This is a genomic window from Flavobacterium sp. 245 (assembly GCF_004362055.1).
In the GTDB taxonomy this organism is placed as follows: Bacteria; Bacteroidota; Bacteroidia; order Flavobacteriales; family Flavobacteriaceae; genus Flavobacterium.
Genome location: NZ_SNXB01000012.1, coordinates 139,425 through 164,235, shown reverse-complemented (window position 1 = coordinate 164,235; position 24,811 = coordinate 139,425). Strand labels below are relative to the sequence as shown.

The following is a 24,811-nucleotide window of genomic DNA, read 5'->3' as shown; positions in this document are numbered from 1 at the left end:
AATGATAAAACCTTGGAAATAAAATAAATTAGTTGGATTATAAATTTTATTAATAATTTGGATGATATAGATGCTAAATGTGATTGTATACGGGTGAGATGAAAATTGTACTAAATTCAAGTTCATATCAGTAAAATATTAATGTCGCTTTTAATATCTTTTGCTAAAGAAAGTAATTGTTTACAAAGCAATATCCGATTTAATACAGTATAATCACTTGTGAAAAATGAAGCAAAAAAAGAACTTAAATATTATCAAATCTACAAAGTACTAATTATAAGAGGAATTCTTCATCGTTTCTTATTTAAGAAAGTTACTTACTTTTTATTGTGTAAATTCGTATAAATATAATTAAGGATTTGATTAATGTCTTAAAAGAATTTCTAACCTATTGTAAGTTGATAAACGGAAAGCATTTTACTAGAATCCGTTTATAATGCCAATAATAAATGGAAAAACTATATAAGATATAAATAAAAAGTTAAAAACTTTTAATGCCATTTGAATAATCATAAGAAATAGCGACAAAGATTTCAGTATTACAAATCTGCAATTTTTTTGAGATGTCTTGTTCAATGAAAGGTAACTGCAATTTAATTTAATTAAATGAATAGAAAAAGAAGAATAAAAAATGTCAACCACTAAAACTTACAAATAAATTTTTCAAAAAAACAAGTTGTATTAGCTTATTACAAAGACAAAGATTTGCCTTCGTATTATTCCAGGTGTTTTTCGAAATAGCCGATAGCTAGCAAAAATTAGAAAATATAAAAACGTTTGGTTAAAAGTTCAAGAAATATTATAGGTTAGTCCCTTCAAAATGTCGATGTTTAGGGTGGAAAAAAAAATCGGAACAGAAATAATTTTGTTCCGATTTAACTAATTTTATATTAAAGAGGCGTTGACCTTTTCAAGACAAAATATTTAATAGGATTAATTTTGTTCGGTAATTGCAGACTTATTAAGCTTAAGAATTCTAATGTTTTTATTAGTGTTATCCGACAAAAACAAATGATCATTCAGTTGTGCAACACTAACGATAGTTCCAAAATCATTTTTACCTAAAATGTTAGAAGTATTTATACTTGCATTAAACTGGTGTTTCATAAATTCCGCTTTTGGATAAAGTTTGACATAATTGATGCCTCCTAAAGTTTCAGATGTAATTGCCCAATCTTTACTAAAACTTATCGCAATTGGTGTAGCATCAAAAAGTGCAGTTATAGGTTTGATAGGCTCAGTAAGAGAATTTGCAGCATTGGCCTTTATAGCAGCTATATTGTAGTATAAATAACTTCTGGTATTCCTTCCAGCTACAATCAAATTTCCATCCTGCACATCAAGTGAATAGATCTCTTCGTAACCATTTAACGAATTTAGTTTTGCAATTGGTACTAAATTCCAATTGCTGGTTTCGGTGATTTGTGAGGTTTCAAAAACTTTAATAGATGTTTCTTTTTCTTTAACAAATAATAATCCATCTCTTACTGCAATTCCAAAAACGTGGGTAAAAGTACTCCACCAATCACCATCTCCGATCACACTAATTGCTTCATTTGTAATTTCATCCAATACAAAAAGTCTTGAATCAATACTCCCGATGTAGATTCTCCCATTATCAACACAAACAGATGAAATTCTTGTAAATGGAATTATCTTAATACCTTTTTTATATGCTGAGATTGTTTTAATATGTACCAACGTTACCGCATTAAAGATTTCCAAAACATCTCCATTACAAACATATAGTTTTTCGTTTGCGATCGTTATTCCTTTCGGATCAAACGTTCCTGTTCCAATCTGAGTTTCTGCTATAGATGCTTCATTTGTAAGATAGAAATAAGTAAAGGATTTTGATTTTTCTTCGTAAGAATCCTTACTGCAATTTGTTAAAAAGCATAGTAATAATAGTAAAAGCAGTATATTTTTCATCTTTTTATTATAGATTATTTCCATTTTCCATCTCCTTTGTATTTTACTAAAAATGGGTTTTTTGGATTAATAGTAAAAATAGGTTTTACGTAAATTCTATTTAAATATTTAATTTTTGTATATCCTTTAAGAATATCCGGATCATTAAAAGGGAGATCTTTTAGATATATTAAATATTGATAAAATTCTTTTAGCATCTCTTGTTGTCCACCACCTTGACCGCTATAGGCCAAATTACTACTATGGCTGTAACCGCTATGATGTGAATATTCGTGTGACCATACCGACATTTCTCCTTTCCAGTGTTCCGATATATAATCAGATTCCCAGTGCGAAGCAAAATCTCCGCCACCCCAAGCGTTTTCTCCGCCCACCATTGCCATGTGCAATGTTCTACTATCAATATAAGTATTGTATACTTGTTCGATTTGAGCTTTGGTTAAATAATCATAAACGCCATCTATGTCTTTATCATTACCGTGCCAATTTAGTGCGCCATTTACATCAGTTCCGTTCGCTGCGGCCTGCTCTCTTTTATATCGATCAAAATTAATGAAAGTGTCATAATATAAAGGATGACTTATAGCATACGAGAAGTTAATTATCATCGCTATCGCTTCTTTTGCCAAAACAGGATTCATTGGCAGAAATTTCTCAGGGTCAGCAATATGATATTGGTCACTAAAGAGAACCAATCTTTTTGATTTTATTTTTTTAAACTTAGCAAATAATGTATCTGTAGATTCAACTGAAAATTCGATTTCACCAGAATTGAAACCACCGATCTTATCAATAGTTACAGCTTTTCCATTCTCGAGTTTGTAATCGTGTTTTCCATTTACTAACGGAAGTTGATGAAAGGAACGATGAAAAGCAGGAACATTTGTAAATTCGTAAATTAAAAAACGCTTATCATAACTGGATAGTTTTGCATAAACTTTTACGTCTTTAAGTCCAACCGGAGAGTATAAGGAAACTTGTACCGAGTCTTTTCCTTTTTGAATGACTTGCATCAGCTGATTGACACGAAACCATCTGTTTTGATTATCATACATTTTTGTAGGACTTTCATCGTCTTCAAACATAGTTATTGGTTCGTTTCCTTTTGGTAAATTATCTGCATCCATCGCTACTTGATAATTAGGCTTATCATCTGACGAATCATTATCACTGCATCTAATAAAAAGACATGAGCAAATTGTAAATACCAAAAAATAAAAATAAATATTCTTCATAATATTAGATAATATAATTATTCGCGAAAATAGTTAGCGTTCCACATACTATATCGTTTTTTCATTATTTCAATTTTTATTTGAAATTCAGTCCAATTTTTACTTTCTTTCGAAGACCACAATACTTCGCTTAAAGCACTTAAGCGCGGGAATATCATATATTCTACTTTGGCAGGAGTAGCCATATATTCTGTCCAAACATTACCTTGGGCTCCTAAAACATATTTTGCTTGTTGCTCATATAATTCTTTAGGAACTGGCTCATAACTATACACTTTTTCCAATGATAAAAAACCTCCAATTGTAAGTTCTTTGTCGTTCCTGCTTTGAGATTTATCTAAATAAACATGACTCCCCGGCGTCATAATTACCTGATGATTTTCTTTAGCAGCTGCAATTCCACCTGCTTCTCCTCTCCAGCTCATTACAATAGCATTTGGCGCAAGACCTCCTTCTAATATTTCATCCCAACCAATTAATGTTTTTCCTTTTTTATTAATATATTTTTCCAGGCGTTGGATGAAATAACTTTGGAGACCATGTTCATCTTTCAAACTTTTCTCTTTTATCATTTGCTGACAAAACGCACTTCTTTTCCAGGCATCTTTAGGAGATTCATCTCCTCCTACGTGAATATATTTTGACGGAAACAGAGTAATCACTTCATCTAAAACATCTTCTAAAAATTTAAAAGTATATTCCGTTGGCGCATAAACATCTTTAAAAACTCCCCAAGTTTCCTGAACTAGTTTTATTCTACCATTTGCTAATTCCTGTTTGCTTTTTTCAGAAATCATACTGGCAGGAATATCCGTCTTTTCGTTTGGAAAACAGCTCAACATCGGATATGCTGCAATCGCGGCACTACTATGCCCCGGCATTTCAATTTCGGGAATTATCGTAATAAATCGCTCTGAAGCATATTTAACAATTTCTTTTATCTCTTCTTGAGTGTAAAAACCTCCCTCTGGAGTATTATCGTTTCCTTCACCAGGCAATCTTCCTATAATTGATCCATTTCTTTTAGAACCTACTTCAGTAAGTTTAGGATATTTCTTTATTTCTATCCTCCATCCTTGATCTTCGGTTAGATGCCAATGAAAATAATTTATTTTATGTAAAGCCAAATAGTTTATAAACTTTTTTACAAATGCTGCTGAAAAAAAATGACGCCCAACATCCAACATAGCGCCTCTGTATTCAAAACGAGGTTCATCCTTCACGGTTACTGCTGCAATAGTAAGATTGCTACCTTTTTCAACAGGTAACAATTGAATTAGTGTCTGCATACCATAGAAAGTTCCCTGAGGAGAATTTCCTATAATTTCAACGTCTTTTTTATCCGACTTAAAACTATAACCTTGCCCTTTACGTCCAGTAGTTCCTTTCAGACTTCTTAATCTAATACAGTTTTCATGTGCCTTATTGACTATTGGTAAAACAAAGCCATAGTGATCTGACAAATAATCATTCAAAAAAGCTGCGATTACCTTATCCTCTTTATTAGCTACTACTAATTTTGTTTTTGAGCTAATCATAAAATTTTCAGGATTTCTGCTAATTTGGAGCGGTTGAGGAATGATCTTTACTTCTTGCGCAAATGACAATACGCTACATAAAAGGAATAAAAAAATAAATGATCTTTGCATATATTATAATTTAATTTTTAATGGACTTAACTTTTTTGTATTTTATATATAAAAAACTGATTTTGATATAATTTTAAATTGTAATGTTTTTTTTAAGACAGCTTGAATAATCATAATACTTATTGGGTAGGATAAACTTTAATTTGCCTTTATCCACTAAACTGGAGGACTAGAAATAAATATGAAATATTATAATTTGTTTAAATGCTATTTAAACTTCCGTTTCAATGCCATTATACTCTTAATATCTTTTTAATCTGATTAATAAAAAAAATGAAACAAGTGTAAATATTAAAAAAAAGGATTGCTTAGTTCACAGAGAATATATATGCATTTAATATTAACCTAGTATGTACTTTTTTATTTTATGATAAAGACGTTGATTTTAAAAATGTAAAATAATAACTTATTCAATCTTTAAGTTTAATCTTTATATATAGAAATTATTACTTGAAGGTTTGTAAAAAAATATTTAACAAAGTTTAAATTCATATTTAAACTTTGTTTTCTTTAAAAATACCTCCAAATAGCATCAAACTTTTTGAAGGTATTACATTAAGAACGCTTTTATTGAAATTTTACTATCAGCTTACTAATTCAAAATAGTTTAAAAAAAAACATTCACAAATTTTACAGAGAATTCACAGTAAAAATTTTATAATTGATAATTTAAATTCATTCAAATAAAATTTTTGCTGCTTAAAATTTTTAGTTCTTAATTAAAATTTATTATTAAGTGCTGAATTACAGATGAATGCAATCTATTTTAAGCAAATGTCAGTGAAAAAAAATCTTATTGTTAGTCAAAAGTAGTTAACGGTCAAATTCTAGTATTAACGGTTAAATTTAGGTATTTATAGCGTAAATCAAGTTCCAAATTTAAAAGTTTCAAATGATTACCATTTAGTTTATTTAATGCCTTATAGTCATTCATTTTTAGGTATCTAATACTATCAATTTAAGACTTTACGATTACTAAACAATCAGTAATCCTGAATTTTATTGCTCCAACGGGCTTTTTGCCTGAATAGGATGATTGCTTATGGCAGAATTTATAATTAGACTCTGGATAAAAAGACTGACTAATCTTTTACTAAAGATTTAGTGGATGCATCACAAAAAAAATATATATTTTAAGAAACCATTAAGCTCTTAAAAAACAATATTACTTGAAAAAAGAAGGACTGTAATAATTATAGTTTGGGCGGATTAGTTTAAAAAAAATGAATTTAGCAATAAAATGATTGCTCTTTTTCAGTATGTTCAGATAAGCCGACTATTCTTATTATGTCGTCGTTAATGGACTTGGATAGTCAGTATAGTAAATTATGTCCATAATAAGAATTTTATATAAAGAAATAGAATTTTTTTAAGCGATAATTAGAAAATTTATGATCTCAAAGGATTATCATTATTTATTTTTAAGTCGTTTTGTACGTTAATCGGTTAATACGACCGATAACGCTAAAAACAGAAACGTTAACTACTTCCTATTAGTATTACTTCTGTTTATTCCTAAATTTTGCATCTATTTAAAAGAATATTTAGAGACAATTAATTCTAAAGAATTTTGTTTTTTCAAAAAATATTAAGATTGCTGAAATTCACTATTTGAAAAGAAATAATAGTGTTCTAAGAAAATACAAAATAGTTTCAATATAAATATGGGAATTTTATCAAAATCCGAACAGAAAAGTAGTTGGTTTAGTGTAATAACTAAAAACTTTATAATAGAATTAATACATTCAAAGGTGTTTGTATTTTATAAAAGAATAAATAAGAGTTTACATTTAAAATTTGGTTTTTCTTTTATCTTTCTATTTCTCTTTAATACTGTACATGCACAATTATATGGAAGTTTTCCGTATTCTGAAAGTTTTACTTCTGGGGTTAAACCTCCAGAAATTTCATTATTAGCGACACAAAATGGAGTAAATTCAACAACTTTTGTTTCTAACGGTATGCAATTAACTCCAGCGGTTGGGAGGCAATTTGGTGCGGTTTATATTAATAATAAAAAATTTAGTTCTATTAATGGAATTGAAATTGAGTTTGAGTTTGGAATGTATGGGGGGTCCGGTGCAGACGGTATTAGTATGTTTTTATTCGATGCAGCTATTTCGGATCCTGTTATAGGTGCAGGTGGAGGATCTTTAGGTTACGGTTTTGCAAGGGCAAATAATAAAACAATATCTATGCGCCAAACTGGCTTAACAGGAGCTTATTTGGGAGTTGGTTTTGATAGTTATGGGGTTTTTAAACGACAAGTTTTTATTGAAAACGAAAGATTCACAGGAGTTCCTACAGATAAATTTACCTCTTCAACTAGTCAAGTAACATTACGAGGGGCAAGAGGAGAAGCGATTAATCAAAGTATCGGTTTAGGGGATGGATTTACAGGCTATCCAGTTTTAAAAACCCAAGGAACACTTTCGGGTTCTGTAGGTGGTGCAGAGTTAGATTCCTCAACTGGTAATTATGTTTATTCTCCGGGATTGGCAGCTTCTTTTAACTTACGTACTACTACCTTTACAACTGATCCCAATAATCCAAATTATAGAAAAGCTTTTGTTTCCTTAATGCCTCATCCTTCAGGAGGTTACAATATAACAGTGAAGATTCAGCACGGGTTAATTATAACGACAGTTATCAATAATTATTGGTATAAAACTTCAATTACTTATAAAGAGAATGCTAATCCGGCTGTAACAGACTTTAATACTGACAATATTAAGGGACCGGATACAGTTCATACTTTATCGTCTGTAGTCCCTGATAATTTTCGAATTGGTTTTGCAGGGTCTACAGGTTTGCTTAACGATGTGCATCTAATTCGCAATTTAATAGTAAGACTTCCTTTTTCTGCTTTAGTGACAGATGATACATTTATATACTGTAATAATAATAAACAAGTAATATATCCTTTAGTCAATGATATGGCTTATTCAGGTGCAGTTTCTAGTTCTCCTACAGGTATATCTTCAAACATAGATTTAGAATCGTTTCAATTTTTGGATGCAAAGGGGACTTTTCAAGGCCATAATTATTTTATTGAAGGTCAAGGGACATGGGCATATAATGCAGGAGATGGAGGAGTGACATTTACACCTAATGTAGGCTATACTGGTATTTCAACAATTAATTACAGTGTTAAAGGCTTGTCTTCTCCCTATAATGATGAGGCTTATAGAAGTTTACCTGGAAAAATTACTGCTAATCAGTTTCTCCCAAGTTCAATTTCTAGTCAACCATTGAATCAAACGGTTAATCCACAAGCTAATACTGCTTTTGCTACAGTTGCTACAGGTGGTAATGGAATTATAAATTATCAATGGCAAGTCAGTACAGATAAGGGTATTAATTGGAGTAATATAAATAATGGAGCTATTTATTCGGACGTTACAACAAACAAACTGAGTTTAAGAAATATTCCCACATCATTAAATGGTTATTTATATAGAGTTTTAATTAATAATGTTTGTCAAAATATAGTAAGTAATTCGGCACTTTTAAATGTAAAAGCAACTGATTTGTCTGTCGAAAAGAACGTTAGCAATCTATCGCCATTTATTAATTCAAATGTAACTTTTACTATTAAGGTAACAAATAATGGTCCAAGTTCAGCAACAGGTGTGACCGTAAATGATTTATTGCCATCAGGATATACTTTTGTAAATGCTATTGCTTCTAGTGGAGACTGGAGTTCACCCAATTGGTCTATAGGAGAATTAGCTAATGGAAGTAGTGCAACCTTGACCATAGTAGCTAAAGTAAATTCCACAGGTTCCTATGCAAATACTGCTTTAATAACTGGTAATGAAAGAGATGAAGTATTGAGTAATAACAGCTCAACAATAACATTAATTCCAGTTCCAGTAAATAATATTGCTGCTCTTCCCGATACAAATACAGCTCCAGTAAATGGAGCTAGCGGTGGAATTGCAGGAATTAATATTTTAGAAAATGATACATTAAACGGTAATCCTTTAAATCCTTTGGAAGTCGTTATAACTTCTATACCAACGGGGCCTCTTACAGTAGGGACAGACGGTACAGTAAGTGTTGCTCCTAATACTCCAGAAGGGATTTATACAGTTGATTATACTATTTGCGAGGTATTAAATCCCACAAATTGTGCTACTGCTACAGTAACCATTAATGTGATTTGTGCCTTCAATGTAATATGTCCAACTTTTCCAGATACAACAGTGGAATGTTATGAAGAATTACCTGCAAATAATATATTAACAATATCTCAATTTAAATTATTAGGAAATAGGGATGGATTAGTAAGTGATACACCATGTGGTGTAGTTGAAGTTATAGCCACTAATGGACCTAATAAAGGTTGTAATAGTGAAGTTATGAGAAGTTATTTAATTGTTGAATATTCTGATGAGAACAATAATAATATTAGAGATTTAGGGGAGGATTTAGTACTAAATCAATTTTTATGCTATCAAAATATTCTTATTAAAGACGTTACTGCACCAATTTTTGTTGAAACATTACCAGCTAATTTTCTAACAGTAGAATGCAATGCTATTCCATCTGCTGCGGTGCTGACAGCAACTGATAACTGTGGAATTGCCGAAGTTTCTTTTTCTGAACTAAATATTGCAGGTGCTTGTTTAGGAAGTTATACATTAAAAAGAAACTGGATAGCAACTGATCTATGTGGATTGACCACAAACTATGTTCAAACTATAGTAGTTCAGGATAAAACACCTCCTGTATTAATTACTGCATTTGATTCAGTTGTTGTTGCTGATTGTGATAAAATTCCTGATGTCCCTGCGCTGAAATTTACAGATAATTGTTCGGATTCTTCCTCAATTATTTTAAATTTTAACGAGGTAAAATCCGCAATTTTAGTCGATGGTACATACACTATTGTTCGAACCTGGACTGCGATTGATAACTGTGGTAATCAAACTAGCACTTCACAAACAGTAAATGTAAAAATACCAAATTATCTTAAAACAAAGAGCATCAATGCACAATGTAATATTGACCCTAATTTAAAAATAAATATATTAAATATAATAAAAAATGAATTTTCCGATGTGTTTCTGGAAGGTGGAACTTTTAGCGATGTAAGCATGTCTGGGGGATTGGAAACTTTAACGGGGATTTTTACACCTTTGAATTTAGCAGATAATGAATATATAGTCAGATACGAAAATAATGATTCTTATTGCCCAAGAGTAGTGGAAGTAAAAATACCTGTAAATACAAGACCAGGTTGCACAGAGGATAATTGTGTGAAGATAAATTTTCATAATGCAATTTCCCCAAATGGAGATGGATTAAACGATGAGTTTATAATTGACAATGTAACGAACGATTGTTATAAAAGTAATAGTGTGGAAATATATAATCGTTGGGGAGTTAAAGTTTTTGATACTGCAAATTATGATAATTCTACTAAATTATTTAAAGGTTTATCAGAAGGTCGTCAAACAATCAAACAATCTGCAACTTTATCAACAGGAACTTATTATTACATTTTTAAATATATAAATATAGAGGGAAACATTTCGGCAAAAACAGGATGGTTGTATTTAAGTGGTAATTAATGCTTCAAGTGTTTGTAATGTATCGGATAAAATTAGTAGTATGAACTTACAGGCAAAAATATGAAAACAAAAATTTAATACTAATGCTTTTTCTTTAATGTCGGTAAACGAAAAGAAAGAAATGATACTTATTTTTTTTTAATTCGTAATAGAATTGTATGTATTTCAAAATAATAGATCTAGTGATCTTACATAATTTCCATATCGGCCTATTATATATATTCAAAAATTTAAATAGGATGATTTATTTTTTCCAAAAGTTTTAGGAAAAAATAGCTGGCTGGTCCTATTAAAAGTGCCGAAGGATTTGTCAACAAAAAGGTAGACAAGGATGTGGACAAGGCAAGTTAAAAAAAGAAATTTTCTTTTTTCTTAACGTTATATAACTTTTAATCTACGTCTTTGACATCACATGCAAAATTGGAATTTTCCGTTAACTTAAAAAATTAGCTCGTTAATCAGCGTATCATCACGTTAACTACTTCTTGTTACGAATTAGATAAAAATAAAATTATCTTTCAAATGTAATTCAAGAGTTTTATTTACTGCAAAAATATTTGCATTAGTCTTTTTAAATTATTAAAGCTGTAGTCTTAGAAGAGGTTTGCAATTTGAAATTTTGTACTAAGCTTGTTTGTTTATAATCCAATTAGGGCTTGGTAAAATTAAAGAGAATTAATAAAAAGCGAAAGATAAATTTTTTAACTATAAATGAGTTTGAATTGGTAGAAAACTAGGAATATGTGTATGCTTCCAGATTTTATTATTGCGTTTAATTTTTTTATCTATAAATATCTACTCTAACATTAACTTTTAAATTTATTAAATTATGAAAAAATTGTTTGCAGAATTCTTTGGAACCTATTGGTTGGTATTTGGAGGTTGTGGTAGTGCAATTTTTGCAGCTGGAATTCCTGATTTAGGAATTGGGTTTGCAGGGGTAGCCTTAGCATTTGGTTTGAGCGTACTAACTATGATTTACGCGGTTGGTCATATATCTGGAGCACATTTTAATCCTGCAGTTTCATTTGGATTATGGGCTAGTGGAAGATTTCCTGCCAAAGATCTTATTCCTTACATTATTTCTCAATGTATAGGTGCAATTGCAGCGGCTGGAACTTTATACATTATTGCATCTGGGAAAGCAAGTTTTGTAATTGACGCTACAGAAGCTGGAGCCTTTGCATCGAATGGTTTTGGATCTTTTTCACCCGATGGATATTCTTTACAATCAGTATTTATCGCTGAATTTATCTTAACTTTCTTTTTCTTGTTGATTATTTTAGGAGCCACAGATAAATTGGCTTCGACAAAATTTGCCGGCCTTGCAATTGGTTTGGCTTTGACCTTAATACATTTAATTAGTATTCCAATTTCAAATACTTCTGTAAACCCTGCTAGAGCATTATCTCAGGCTGTTTTTGTTGGAGGAGAACCTTTATTTCAAGTTTGGTTATTTTGGGTTGCTCCAATTTTAGGAGCTCTCTCGGCAGGTTTTATGTATAAAATATTATTACATAAATAGTCTAAAGTAATAAAATTCTGATTATTTATTATTGCAATGCGCTTTTTTTAGACTATTGTAGTTTGCCTCTGAAATAAGCTTGCGATAGTTATGTATAAATTAAGATTAGCTCTATCTGCAACTATGAATTTTAAAATTGGAATGTTTGTTTATTTCAATAGACCTTAAAATTTGATTGGCATTTTATCAGCAGAAAAAACTCACACGACTTAATCAATTTTATTGGTTTTAATTTTTTTAGCCGAATATAATATTAAAAGGTTGTTGATGTTCCCAAAGAGGTTTTCATGTAATAATTAAAAATCAATAAATAGATGTTATCAGTTATGATAATATAATATGAAAAATATCGATATGATTTTCTTCCAGTTAATTAGTGTTATTCTGGTACTGAAAGGCCAGTTTAGGATAAGATTATATTCAAATGGCAGGATAGAGATGCAGTATATTAAAATCTGATATACTATCGAAATATTTATAAATTTTAGCTCCTGTGCAGCACAAAGTTACTTGCAAAAGAAATTTTGTGCTTTACAAGTCGCATACTAAAAAATGACAAAAAAAAGGGATGTTCCGATTTGCTTGGGACATTCCTACTAGAATTCAGGAAATGTTTATTACATATTAATATTTCAGCAGTTTAAATCCACTTGATGATAAATAGTTAGTTAACATGATAATTTTTTCGTTTAAGTTCACTTTTTTATGTATTTATATATGTTTAGTTCCCGGTATATGGATTTAAAAATAGATGATAAAAACCAATTTTATTTTTTTTCGGATCCAAAGCGTATTCTGTTTGTAAGAAAAAAAACTGTATTTCAAATTTAATGCAGAACTACACACCAAAAATAAAGCTATATAATTTGAACTATGAGAGCACTTTTAATTGGATTTCTTTTGATTTCTTTATTGTCATGCAAAACACATATTGTAACAAAATATAAGATTGTAACAAAAGAACGATCATATTACACTGATGAAATTACTTACAGTAACGATTCAATTAAATTTTATGAGAAGAAGAGAAACGGCAGCCTTAGAGGAGTATTTATAATCCCTTTTCGTAATAGTGAAATTATTCCTTCAAATGAACGTGTTAAATAAACTATTTAAAAAAACGTAGTAACATTTACTTCATTTAAGTCAAGTAACAAATGCAAATCATCGTAAAAGCGAACAACCATTCGGAAAAAAGATCAATATATTCTGGTTGAACGAGATCGTTTCTTTCTGACTAAAAAACAATAACAAAACAACTAATAATAATATAGATGAGCAAAGGTAAACCTTCTCTCGTGATTCTTGCGGCAGGTATTGGAAGTCGATATGGAGGGTTAAAACATTTAGATGCATGCACTTCCGAAGTGATACAATAATGGATTTTCAATACATGATGTATTACAGGCAGGATTTGGAGAATTTGTATTTATGATAAGTAAGATTATTGAAAGAGTGCAAGAATGTTAATTAAAAATTAAATGGTAAAGTTGAAGTTGAATATGTTTTTAAGGAAATTACGAATGTTCCAGCAAAATATCAAAATCCGGAAAGAAAAAAAATATGAGGAACAGGACATGCCTTATTGATGGAAAAAGAAGAATTAAGTCAAGATTTTGCCATTATAAAATGATTTTTACGGAAAAGAAGCATTTGAGATAATGGCATAAGCATTGATAGAAATGGACAAGGAATTATACCATTTTAACATGATGGCCTATTTGCTTAAAAATACTATTTCCGATCATGGCTTTGTTTCAAGAGACGAATGTAAGGTAGATGAAAATAATTATTTGACAGATGTTACTGAACGTATACATAGTGAAAAAGTCAACAGTAAGCCGGTGTTTAAAAACAACAAAGGAGAATTTAATACGATAGATGAGAATGTTATTGTTTCAATGAACTTTTTGGGTTTACTCCAAAGAGCTTTGATTTTGGCGGTGCGCTTTTTGAGGATTTCCTGGAGAAAAATGAACAAGATCTAAAAGCCGAATTTTTATTACATCTATATTAATGAAATTTTAAAATCAAAAAATGCATCGTTTGAAGTACTTCAATCGAATGCAAAATGGTTTGGAGTGACATATAAGGAAGACAAGGAAATAGCTAAAAGAGAAATGGAAAAATTAAGAACCGAAAAAGTGTATCCAACTAATCTGTGGTAAATATGATAGAAGAACATTTAAAATTTATTTACGATCAGTTTGATTATTTAGAAGATTTCAAAAATTTTGAAGAATTGACCTCAGGTCATATCAACGACACCTATTTGGTTACAAGTAATTTTGGTGAACGGGTTATTTTGCAAAAAATTAATAGTGGCGTTTTTAAAGACGTTCCTGGTCTGATTGCCAATAAAGTGGGTGTAAGTAAACATTTGCTTCGAAAATTAAAACATTTTTCTGAAGAAGAACTTAAACGCCGCGTTTTGACTTTTATCGCAACCAAAAATGGCATTTTTTATTATCAGGATATAGATGGATACTTTTGGAATATGATGGTATACATAGAAGGCAGCACAACTTTTGAAACTGTTAAAAATGAAGAAATTGCCTATGAAGCAGGGAAAATTTTCGGTGAATTTTTAAATCTGACAAGTGATTTTGATGTCGGAAAATTAATAGAAGTAATTCCGAATTTTCATGACATGGCTTTTCGGTTTTCTCAGTTTGACAGTGCCTTGAAAGAAGCTTCAGAACAGCGAGTTGAACAGGCCAAAACTTGTATTAATCTGGTTTATGAACTTAAAGAAGAAATGCATGTGTTGCAAAAATTAAAAGATGCCGAAAAAATAAAACTCACAGTAACACATAATGACACTAAAATATCAAATGTGCTTTTTGATGTAAATAAAAAAGGTCTTTGTGTGATTGATACTGATACAGTTATGCCCGGAATTATTCATTATGATTTTGGAGATGCTGTTCGAACGATTTGCAATACTGCAGCTGAAGACGAAAAAAATCTGAGCCTGGTCAGTTTCAATTTACAGTATTATAAAGCGTATGTAAAAGGTTTTATTGAAAAAACGAATTCTTCTCTTTCATTATTAGAGATAAAATATCTTCCCCTTGGCGCAAAAACTATGGTATTTATCATGGCACTTCGTTTTCTGACTGATTTTTTAAATGATGATATTTATTATAAAACAAAATATCTGGAACATAATTTGGATCGCTCTAAAAATCAATTTAAACTCATTGAAAGTATTTCGAAACAATTTAAGGAAATGGAAGACTATAATTTGGATTTCTTTGAATCATTAAAATAATAAAAATGGAAAAATATGTATTACCGGAGATGCCGGTTTTCTAGGTAGTCATATTGCTGAACATCTATCTAAATAAAGACATGAAGATCTAATACTATATAGTCTTAGAATGGGATTTGAATATAACCTAAAAGGATTAATTGTCGAGTTTGTAAAAGGAGACATTCGCGATGAGAATCTGGTTAATGAAGTCATTAGCGGGGCAAGCGGTGTTTTTCATTTGGTGGCTTTAGTGAGAGTTCCGGAATCGCTTTTGAAGATTAGAGAATGCATCGAAATCAATACTATTGGAACTATTAATATTTTGGAAGCAGCAAAAAATAATTCAAACTGTAAAGTTATACTGTCACCTTCTGCAGCAAATTATGGAAATAATCCCGTTTTGCCAAAAGTAGAAACGATGTTTGCGGAACCTATGACACCGTATGCCATAACAAAACTCGATGGAGAATATTATTTAAAAATGTATCTCGACCAATATCAAGTTCAAACGGCTTCTCTTCGTTATTTTAATGTATTTGGTCCACGCCAAAATCCAGAATCTGCTTATGCGACCGCAGTGCCTATTTTTATAAATAATGCACTTAAAAACGTGCCCATCACAATTTACGGTGACGGATTGCAGACCAGAGATTTTATTTATGTAAAGGATGTGGTAAAAGCGAATATTCTGGCTTCTCAAAAAGCAAATAAAACCTATAATGTTGTACTGGGGTACAGCACATCGGTTTTAGAGTTAGCCCAAAAAATTATAAAAATCACGTACTCAAAATCAGGGATCAGATTTCTGGAAGAAAGAGCGGCGACATTAAACATTCTAAGGCAATCCTGATAAATTTAATCTGTTAAGATTTAAGCCTGAATATACAATTGATAGAGCTTTAGAAGAAACTATTCATTTTTATCTCTAGGAATTAACCAAAAAATAAGTTTTAAAATAAGAACTAATTGCAATCCTAAAATATGTCAGAAATTGATTTTACTTTAAAAAAAGAACAAAGCAGTACTTTAATTCCAATGCTTATTTTAACTTCATTATTTTTTATTCTTGGATTTGTAACCTGGCTAAACGGGCCTCTGATACCTTTTTTTAAATTAGCTTGTGAACTAACAGAATCCCAATCGTATTTTGTAACTTTTTCCTTTTATATTGCCTATTTTGTGATGGGGGTCCCATCATCCTGGGTAATTGGAAAAGTAGGTTATAAAAGTAGTATTTCTTTAGGGTTACAAATCATTGCTTTAGGTGCCTTTATGTTTTACCCGGCAGCCGAAAGCCGTACTTTTTTACTGTTTTTAATAGCACTTTTTGTTATGGGTACTGGTTTGGCAATTTTGCAAACTGCTTCAAATCCATACGTGGTTGTAATAGGCCCGAGAGAAAATGCTGCAGCCCGAATTAGTGTTTTAGGTATTGCTAATAAACTAGCCGGCTTTATGGCACCTTTATTATTAACTGAATTAGTATTGTCAAATATCGGATATTATTCTGCAGATAAAATAGCCGTAATGACATCGTTTCAAAGAGAAAGGGCTTTAGATTACTTAGCCTTGCAATTACAAACACCTTATGTATATATGGCAGGAATCATGTTTGTATTGGCCATTTTTATAAAATTTTCGTCACTTCCTGAAATTAATTTAGACAACGACGGACATGTAGAACATTTAAGTATTATCAAACAAATTAAAAATGCACTCAGACGTCCTCAATTGGTTTTGGGAGTAATCACCTTAATGTTGTATTTGGCTGCCGAGGTTTTGGCTGGAGATTCAATTGGGGGGTTCGGAAAACAATTGAGAGTTTATGGAGATGAAGGAAATTTTTATCTAAAATTGACTTCTTTCACCATGTCAGCAATGGTTGTGGGGTACATTTTGGGAATAACCCTGATCCCAAAATACCTTTCGCAGGTAACGGCTTTAAAAGGTTCAGGAATTTTAGGAATCATTTTGGTTTTAGCAATTGTAATTATTTCACCCAAATTAATGATTCAATTGCCTGGAATTCCAAATTTGCCAATTGTAATTCTTTTAGTAGCACTACTTGGTTTGGCCAATGCACTTTGCTGGCCGGCAATTTGGCCAATGGCTCTTGAAGATTTGGGAGGTTATACTAAAATTGGAAGTGCTATTTTGATTATGGGAATTATTGGAGGAGCAATTTTCCCTCTATTATATGGATTAATTACAGAAACTATCAATACATCAAATATTGCAGTCGGAACTCAAGACATTTCAAGAAGCGGAAACCAGCTTGCGTATTTAATGTTATTACCATCTTATATAATGATTCTTTTCTATGCAGTAAAAGGTCATAAATACCGAAAATGGTAGCATAAATTAGAGATATTAAAAAAAAACTATATCATGTTAAAAAGTAAAATCGACAAAGCAACAAGATTCGAAAAACGATTCGAAAACATCAATACCGTTGTTTTTGAAAATTCTTCTGATGCTTCAAAAGCAGTTGCCCAGGAAATTGCAGCTTTAATTCAGTCAAAACAAAAAGAAAATCAGCCTTGTATTTTAGGTCTAGCTACAGGTTCTTCTCCAAAAGGGCTTTATGCTGAATTAGTTCGCTTGCATAAAGAAGAAGGTTTGAGTTTTAAAAACGTAATCAGTTTTAATTTGGATGAATATTATCCGATGGAACCAAACTCAATTAACAGTTATGTTCGTTTTATGAAAGAATTGCTGTTTGATCATGTTGATATTTTGCCTGAAAACGCTCATGTTCCAGACGGACTTTTGACAAAAGAACAAATCGCTGATTATTGCCACGAGTATGAAGCAAAAATTGGAGCTTTAGGCGGAATTGATTTGCAGATTTTAGGAATTGGAGGAAACGGACATATTGGTTTCAACGAATCGGGTTCACTTCAAAATTCAAAAACGCGTTTAGTGGCTCTGGATCATATTACGAGAGTTGCAGCAAGCAAAGATTTCTTCGGATTGAGTAATACACCAAGAACGGCAATAACCCTTGGAGTAAAAAAAATCATGGAGGCTAAACAGGTTATTTTGATGGCTTGGGGAGAAGGAAAGGCGAATATTGTAAAAAAATCGGTAGAAGATGAAGTTACAAATCGTGTACCAGCTTCTTTTTTGCAGGAACACAATAATGCCGTTTTTATTTTAGACAAAGAAGCTTCTTCAAAACTAACCAGAATCAATAAACCATGGTTGGTAGAAAAAGTAGCATGGACAGATAAACTAATTAGAAAAGCGGTTTTAGGATTGGCACTTCAGCTTAAAAAACCTATTTTAATGTTGACTGATGCCGATTATATCGAAAACGGAATGAGCGATTTATTGGCAGATTCAGGTCCGGCGTACGATATCAATATCAAAATCTTCAATAAACTTCAAAATACAATTACAGGCTGGCCAGGCGGGAAACCAAATGCAGATGATTCAAACCGCCCGGAAAGAGCGGAGCCGACTAAAAAACGCGTGTTGATTTTCAGTCCGCATCCAGATGATGATATTATCAGTATGGGAGGAACTTTCATGCGTTTGCAGGAGCAGGGACATGAAGTGCATGTTGCGTATCAAACCTCTGGAAATATTGCTGTCGCGGATGATGAAGCATTGCGTTTTGCAAGATTCGTAATTGATTACAACGAAAAATTCGGAATCGAAAGTGCCGAGGCAGATAATATCTATCTAAATGCAGCAGCTTTTTTAACCAATAAAAAGAACAGTGAAATTGATATTCCGGAAGTTCGTTATATAAAAGGATTAATCCGAAAAGGAGAAGCAAGGGCAGCAAGTCATTTTGTTGGTTTGACAGACGATCATATTCATTTTATGGAATCGCCATTTTATGAAACGGGAACAATCGAGAAAAAACCAATCGGCGCAGAAGATATTCAATTGACCGTGGATTTAATCGAAAAAATAAAACCGCACCAAATTTATGCTGCAGGCGATTTAGCCGACCCACACGGAACCCATAAAGTTTGTCTTGATGCAATTTTTGAAGCGGTAAAAGTTTTAAAACCAAAATCGTTTATGGATGATTGCTGGTTATGGTTGTACCGTGGAGCTTGGCAGGAATGGGGAATTGACGAAGTAGAGATGGCGGTACCAATGAGCCCGGATCAGGTTTTGGCAAAACGTCACGGAATCTTCAAACACCAATCTCAAAAAGATGGTGTTGTTTTCCAGGGAACCGATGCAAGAGAATTTTGGCAAAGAGCTGAAGACAGAAATGCAGAAACAGCAGATTTATACCAGCAATTAGGACTGGCAACGTATGCAGCTGTGGAAGCATTTGTGAGATGGGAGTATTAAATAATTCTTGTCTGGCAAAAACAAAAGAATACTTGGATTCTTATTGCAAGACGGGCTTACAAATTAACTAGATAGTAAACAACTAAAAAAATGAAAGTACTAGTAACAGGAGGATTAGGTTTTATTGGTTCTCACACCGTAGTCGAATTGCAAAATGAAGGCTTTGAGGTAGTGATTATTGACAATCTTTCCAATTCTACAAAAGATGTTTTAAAAGGAATTACAAATATTACAGGAAAGACACCTTTATTCGAAAAGTTAGATTTAAGAGAAAAAGCATCAGTTCAGGATTTTTTTAAAAAACATAACGATGTTACAGGAGTAATTCATTTTGCAGCTTCAAAAGCAGTTGGAGAAAGTGTTGAAAATCCGTTATTGTATTACGAAAACAACATCAGTACTTTGGTTTATCTTTTACAGGAATTACAGCAAAAACCTGAGGCAAGTTTCATTTTTAGTTCGTCTTGTACGGTTTATGGTCAAGCCGAAAAAATGCCAATTGCGGAAGATGCTCCGGTACAGGCTGCAATGTCTCCTTATGGAAATACCAAGCAAATTGGAGAAGAAATTATAACAGACACTACGAGAGTAACCAACATAAACGCAATCTTATTACGTTATTTTAATCCGGTTGGAGCACATTCATCCAATCAAATTGGAGAATTACCATTAGGTGTTCCTCAAAACTTAGTGCCTTTTATTACGCAAACCGGTGTAGAATTGCGTAAAGAATTGTCTGTTTTTGGAGATGATTATCCAACTCCTGATGGAACTGCAGTTCGTGATTATATTCACGTTGTAGATTTGGCTAAAGCGCACGTCATTGCATTACAGCGTTTATTTAATAAAAAGAATTTGCAAAAGGTAGAGATTTTTAACTTAGGGACCGGAAAAGGAAGTTCAGTTTTGGAAGTCATTAGTAGTTTCGAAAAAGTAAGCGATAAAAAATTACCTTATAAAATTATGCCACGTCGTGAAGGTGATATCACTGAAGCATATGCTGATACAGACAAAGCAAATAATGTTTTAGGCTGGAAAGCAGAATTAAGTTTAGACGAAGCTATGGCAAGCGCATGGAGATGGGAGCAAAAAATCGTTTGTAAAATAATGTTTAATCACAAACTACTTGATAACTAATATTATTACAGTTTGAAACATACTTTTTCATTTCTACGAACATACAGAAAAAAAGCTTGTAAAAAGTTATGCCAGTCTTGTGCAACCACGCCATTTTTTGAGTTAAATCTTATTAAAATAAAAGATGTTTAAGAATCGCCCGTTAATCAGAGTATTCGACCGTTAACTACTTTTTGATACCAATTGTGCTTGTTTTTATTTTTATTTGCTACATGATTAAAGATGTATTTATTTGGAATAAAGAGGCATGTAAATTGTAAATAGGTTTTTTTCAAAAAAACAGCAATAGTAATGATTAATAAAATTATTTTAGGATTGCTATGTTGTCTAGGGAGTTAATATATTAAAGTTTTCTCAAAGTCCCTTTATCCCTTCAACTATTTTTCATGTAGGTTAAATAGATCAATATAGGGACATAGCCGCCTAAATTGAATTTTAGGCGGTTTTTTTGTATAATGTAATTATTATTTGTAGGATAAGCTTTAAGATTTAGTTTGCTTTTAGCTGCTCAAACAGAGTAGGATTGTGATTGGAGAGTTATCTATTTTTGGAATAAGTAGCCAATATAAAAAAAAGCGATGTGTACCATTCATTAAGTCTATTTTATAAAGTACATGGGATGGAAATGCAACGAATGCGTTAATGTGATCAATTAGAAAGTTTTATTTTAGAAGCAAAAGAAAGTTATGTTCTTGAAGCAGTATATTCTCGTTAAAATGAACATAAAAAATTAGGATAAATCACAGATCTCTTCTAATGAAAAATTTCGCATTTAAACGTAAAGTAAATTGTGTTTATATTCAAGGTGATGCCCGATTAAGTTTGGATGAATAATAGTAATGACCCATAAATGAGAAAAAAAATGTTGGTAGTTCTATTTTTTAGTTATATCCAGACTATATTATTTATCAAATTTAGGGTTCTGTTAATCAATTTTACCAGATCAGTACTCTGTTAGAATCTCTAAATTTTAATGTCAATATTATTTTTATTGAATTTATAGTTATTTAATGAAGATTTTACTGAAACTGTTTACTAAATAGGGAATGAATTTTTAAATTAGAATTTATGATATTATGAAATATATAAATAAAATTACGTGGACATGTATATTTATTGGAGCGTTTTTGTGGGCATTATTAATGCTAAACTTGTTAGTGTCAATACTTTGAAATCAGAGTGAACTGGCGTTAATAGACTTTCGAGATTAATCATCTTTATGTTTTTTTTGATAAATCGATGTGTAAATTAAAACTACCTTTATACCTTCGACTATTTTTCATGTAGGTTAAATTGATCAATACAGGGATCAAGTGGGTTTATCAATAAAACCAATAGTCCAAAAATGGCCAAAAAACGTAAAAATCACATTCGATTTGTTTTTAGCTTTGAAGTAATATTCAAAGTATGATAAACCACCCGCTATTACTAAATAAGTAATAGAGTCGTGTTTGTAGTCATATTTATTTTAGTTTGTGGCTATAGAACAATAAAAAACGAACCATCAACTTATTGAGTAAGCATTCTTCCACAAACATTAAGGACTCATTTCTGAAGCTTAGAAAAGGCATGCGTTTGCAACATCTTCAGTAGCTCCACCACCTTTCAGCAGAATTCCGTTTCTACATCCTTATTACATCCTCAGGTAATTTCGAAGACATTTGAGTTTCGATAAAACCAGGAGCGATTGCATTACAGCGAATATTTCGAGAACCTATTTCAAGTGCTAGAGATTTTCTAATCCAATTGGATCCGCTTTAGACGCTCGGAGTTTGTTTGACCAGCATTTCCAGAAACTCCAATAACTGAACTAATATTGATAGTAAAACCAGCGCGTTGTTTTAGAAAAGTCTTTTGAATTGCTTTTGTCATATTAAGAACTGACTTTAAGTTTACATCAATAACTGATCAAAATCATCTTTTGTAATTTTGGAATTGTTAATTAAGATGTCAACTATTCCAAAATCAGCCAATACAGCATCAACAAAAGTTTACGCTTCATTAAAATCGGCCGCATTTGATTGGTTTTCGCTCTAAAAACTCATAAAGCATTCAATTCAGCTTCTAAAGCCTCTGCAGAAGCTGCAGATGAGGTATAATTAAAAGCAACATTTGCATCATCTTTATAAAAGCTTCAGTAATTTCTTTTTCAAGTCCACGACTAGCACCCGTACTAATGGCGAACTTTCCTTCTAATAATCATATTCAAAATTAATTTAAAGATTTATGTATCGATAGTCCTGTTATGATAACTTGTGGAACTATGGTAACTCCCTTTAGAAAAACAACAATTGCAACCCCTTTAAACATCAGTCAAAGCTCAATACAATCTAAAAAGGGCTAAAATTTAAAGCAGCTCAACCTGTTGAACTGCTTTAAATTCAAAATAAAATTCTTACCTATTATTTTGCATGGTAAGCAGGAAGAAAACAAATAATACAACTACCATAATTAACATTCTATAAATCGAGGCTTCAAATGTTTTTGTGTTTTTGAGCTTGTCTTCCTTTCTCTGCTTTATCATATTAACAATAATTACAGGAGTGAACACTATTACAGCGAGGTAAAGAAAATGTCTTGTATATTCTGGAGACAATATTGATATTGCTATCAGTAGCAAACCCAATAAAAGGAAAACAATATTTATATTTTTCATGGCAATTAGGTTATTTAATATTTATATCTTCAATCATTTTATGTCGGTTGAATTTCAGATGTAACAATAAATACAATCATTAAAATTAAATGAGACAAGAAAACAAATTAATAAATTCTTGTAAGAGCGGCTCAAATGAGCCGCTCTTTATTCAAAAATTAAAAAAACTTAAAGCCTTATTAAAATCTGTAGTTTGTCAATCTAAACGGAGTAGATGCACTTGCATAAGTGTAAATAACATTCGTATAGTAGATTGTAAAAGTTTCTTTTTTAATGTATAAACCTTTAGGATTTGTAATTTCATCATCTAAAACTTTCAAAAATGCTCTTGATGCTACAGTTCCTCCCAACCAACCGTCATCTGTTAAGATAATGGTCTTGTTTACAGCATCTTCAGTAGTGGTAAAGAAATGATAAATCGTTGCTTTTCCTCCATTAAATGTATATGCGATATAATTACCATTCAAAGGATCATTGAAAGCAATCTGAACTCTCGCAAGTTTTTGATTAGCAGCCAAAGTAGCGTTTACTTTATCTAAAACTGATTTAGCATAAGGTGAGTTAGTAGCAGCAGTCGATAAGTTGGCAGCGATATATCCTATTGTAATTTGAGGACCACCCTCTAAAAATATTTTATAATCCTCTGTTAATCTTGGTGGTGCGTTTGTAAATTTAATTGCTGCAGTCGCTCCATTTGTTCCTGTTGCCACAAAAGATTTATCTGTAGGGTTATAAACAAAATCTGTTAAACTTTGAGTCCCAACCACAACAGCAGGTTTTATTGTTATTCCTGTAGGAGTATAAGCAACGGCTGCTTTAAGGGTTTCGGCATTAACATTTTCAAGTGGAGCTGCTAATCCAAATCTGGTTACGGAATTAAAGTTAAATTCATATTTTTTTACTGTTCCTCCGTCATTAGTTTCCAATATTCTAAATAATGGGCTATTGATATCTCCTGTCATATTTGCAATCGAGGCTTTGTTTTTCGCTAAGTCAGTCCAGTCCTGAGCAGTTGCTTTTACAAAACGAACTTCTTTTACAGTTCTGTTTGTTCTAAAAACAAGGTCACCATTTTCCTGACCATAATATAAGAACTGAAAATCACCTAAGAAACCTTTTCCTGCAGCAAGTGGTGAATTATTAGAATCTGATAATAAGTGAATTTTGTTTTTTGTTGTAAAAACTACACTTACCGTACTTCCTAACTGAACTTCGTACTGACTATTGTGGATATCTGTATCTGCATCAAAATCAGAAGCCATATCTACTTTTCCGTTTGGTAAAAATTTAAACAAATGTGTAAATCCGCCTAGTTGGCTATCATCTGTATAATACACTGCTTTCCATCCCTCGGCAGGAGAAAGTAATAAGTCATTTAGTTCACTTTTTTGTTTATTCAAACGTTCAGTAGGCGTTTCGTCAAACTTTTGCTCTGCCTCTGTACTAACACAACTATTTAGTTGCAAAGCCAAAAAAAGAAGCATCAAATAATTAAATATATTTTTAGTTTTCATAATTTCTTTGG

12 protein-coding genes and 1 pseudogene are annotated in these 24,811 nt (G+C 31.6%); 8 read left to right on the top strand and 5 right to left on the bottom strand.

Annotation, left to right across the window (positions count from 1 at the left end; all coding sequences use genetic code 11):
• Positions 1–933 precede the first annotated feature (933 nt).
• The 3 genes from EV145_RS19685 to EV145_RS19675 are packed head-to-tail and all read right to left on the bottom strand — an operon-like array spanning position 934 to position 4,816.
• A complete protein-coding gene (locus EV145_RS19685) occupies positions 934–1,932 on the bottom strand; it encodes a hypothetical protein (protein ID WP_243739293.1) in 999 nt (332 codons plus the stop codon).
• Between the two features lie 14 nt (positions 1,933–1,946).
• Entirely contained in the window at positions 1,947–3,167 is a 1,221-nt protein-coding gene (locus tag EV145_RS19680; protein WP_133526895.1) for a hypothetical protein, read from the bottom strand.
• Positions 3,168–3,184: 17 nt separating this feature from the next.
• Positions 3,185–4,816, bottom strand: a complete 1,632-nt coding sequence (locus EV145_RS19675) for a beta-N-acetylhexosaminidase (protein ID WP_133526894.1) — start codon at positions 4,814–4,816, stop codon at positions 3,185–3,187.
• A gap of 1,664 nt (positions 4,817–6,480) precedes the next feature.
• Between EV145_RS19675 and EV145_RS19670 the strand changes: the two genes are divergently transcribed.
• The 8 genes from EV145_RS19670 (at position 6,481) to galE (ending at position 20,630) form a co-directional block, all read left to right on the top strand.
• Complete coding sequence (locus EV145_RS19670; protein ID WP_133526893.1) at positions 6,481–10,395, top strand: gliding motility-associated C-terminal domain-containing protein; 3,915 nt, start codon at positions 6,481–6,483, stop codon at positions 10,393–10,395.
• A gap of 829 nt (positions 10,396–11,224) precedes the next feature.
• Positions 11,225–11,920 (top strand): aquaporin Z, encoded by a 696-nt coding sequence (gene aqpZ / locus EV145_RS19665; RefSeq protein ID WP_133526892.1) that lies wholly within the window; start codon positions 11,225–11,227, stop codon positions 11,918–11,920.
• 1,682 nt (positions 11,921–13,602) lie between these two features.
• On the top strand, positions 13,603–13,908 hold the full coding sequence (locus tag EV145_RS19660) for a hypothetical protein (RefSeq protein ID WP_133526891.1): 306 nt from the start codon (positions 13,603–13,605) through the stop codon (positions 13,906–13,908).
• A 182-nt stretch (positions 13,909–14,090) separates the two neighbouring features.
• Complete coding sequence (locus EV145_RS19655; protein WP_133526890.1) at positions 14,091–15,194, top strand: phosphotransferase enzyme family protein; 1,104 nt, start codon at positions 14,091–14,093, stop codon at positions 15,192–15,194.
• Between the two features lie 109 nt (positions 15,195–15,303).
• Positions 15,304–16,026, top strand: a complete 723-nt coding sequence (locus tag EV145_RS19650; RefSeq protein ID WP_208110920.1) for an NAD-dependent epimerase/dehydratase family protein — start codon at positions 15,304–15,306, stop codon at positions 16,024–16,026.
• A 131-nt stretch (positions 16,027–16,157) separates the two neighbouring features.
• On the top strand, positions 16,158–17,531 hold the full coding sequence (locus EV145_RS19645) for a sugar MFS transporter (RefSeq protein WP_166638493.1): 1,374 nt from the start codon (positions 16,158–16,160) through the stop codon (positions 17,529–17,531).
• A 33-nt stretch (positions 17,532–17,564) separates the two neighbouring features.
• Entirely contained in the window at positions 17,565–19,493 is a 1,929-nt protein-coding gene (gene nagB / locus EV145_RS19640; protein ID WP_133526889.1) for a glucosamine-6-phosphate deaminase, read from the top strand.
• Positions 19,494–19,583: 90 nt separating this feature from the next.
• A complete protein-coding gene (gene galE / locus EV145_RS19630) occupies positions 19,584–20,630 on the top strand; it encodes a UDP-glucose 4-epimerase GalE (RefSeq protein WP_133526888.1) in 1,047 nt (348 codons plus the stop codon).
• Positions 20,631–22,191: 1,561 nt separating this feature from the next.
• Here the strand turns inward: galE and EV145_RS19625 are convergent.
• A pseudogene (locus EV145_RS19625) lies at positions 22,192–22,808 on the bottom strand (SDR family NAD(P)-dependent oxidoreductase); the annotation flags it as partial.
• 657 nt (positions 22,809–23,465) lie between these two features.
• A complete protein-coding gene (locus EV145_RS19620) occupies positions 23,466–24,800 on the bottom strand; it encodes a DUF4302 domain-containing protein (protein ID WP_133526887.1) in 1,335 nt (444 codons plus the stop codon).
• Positions 24,801–24,811 lie beyond the last annotated feature (11 nt).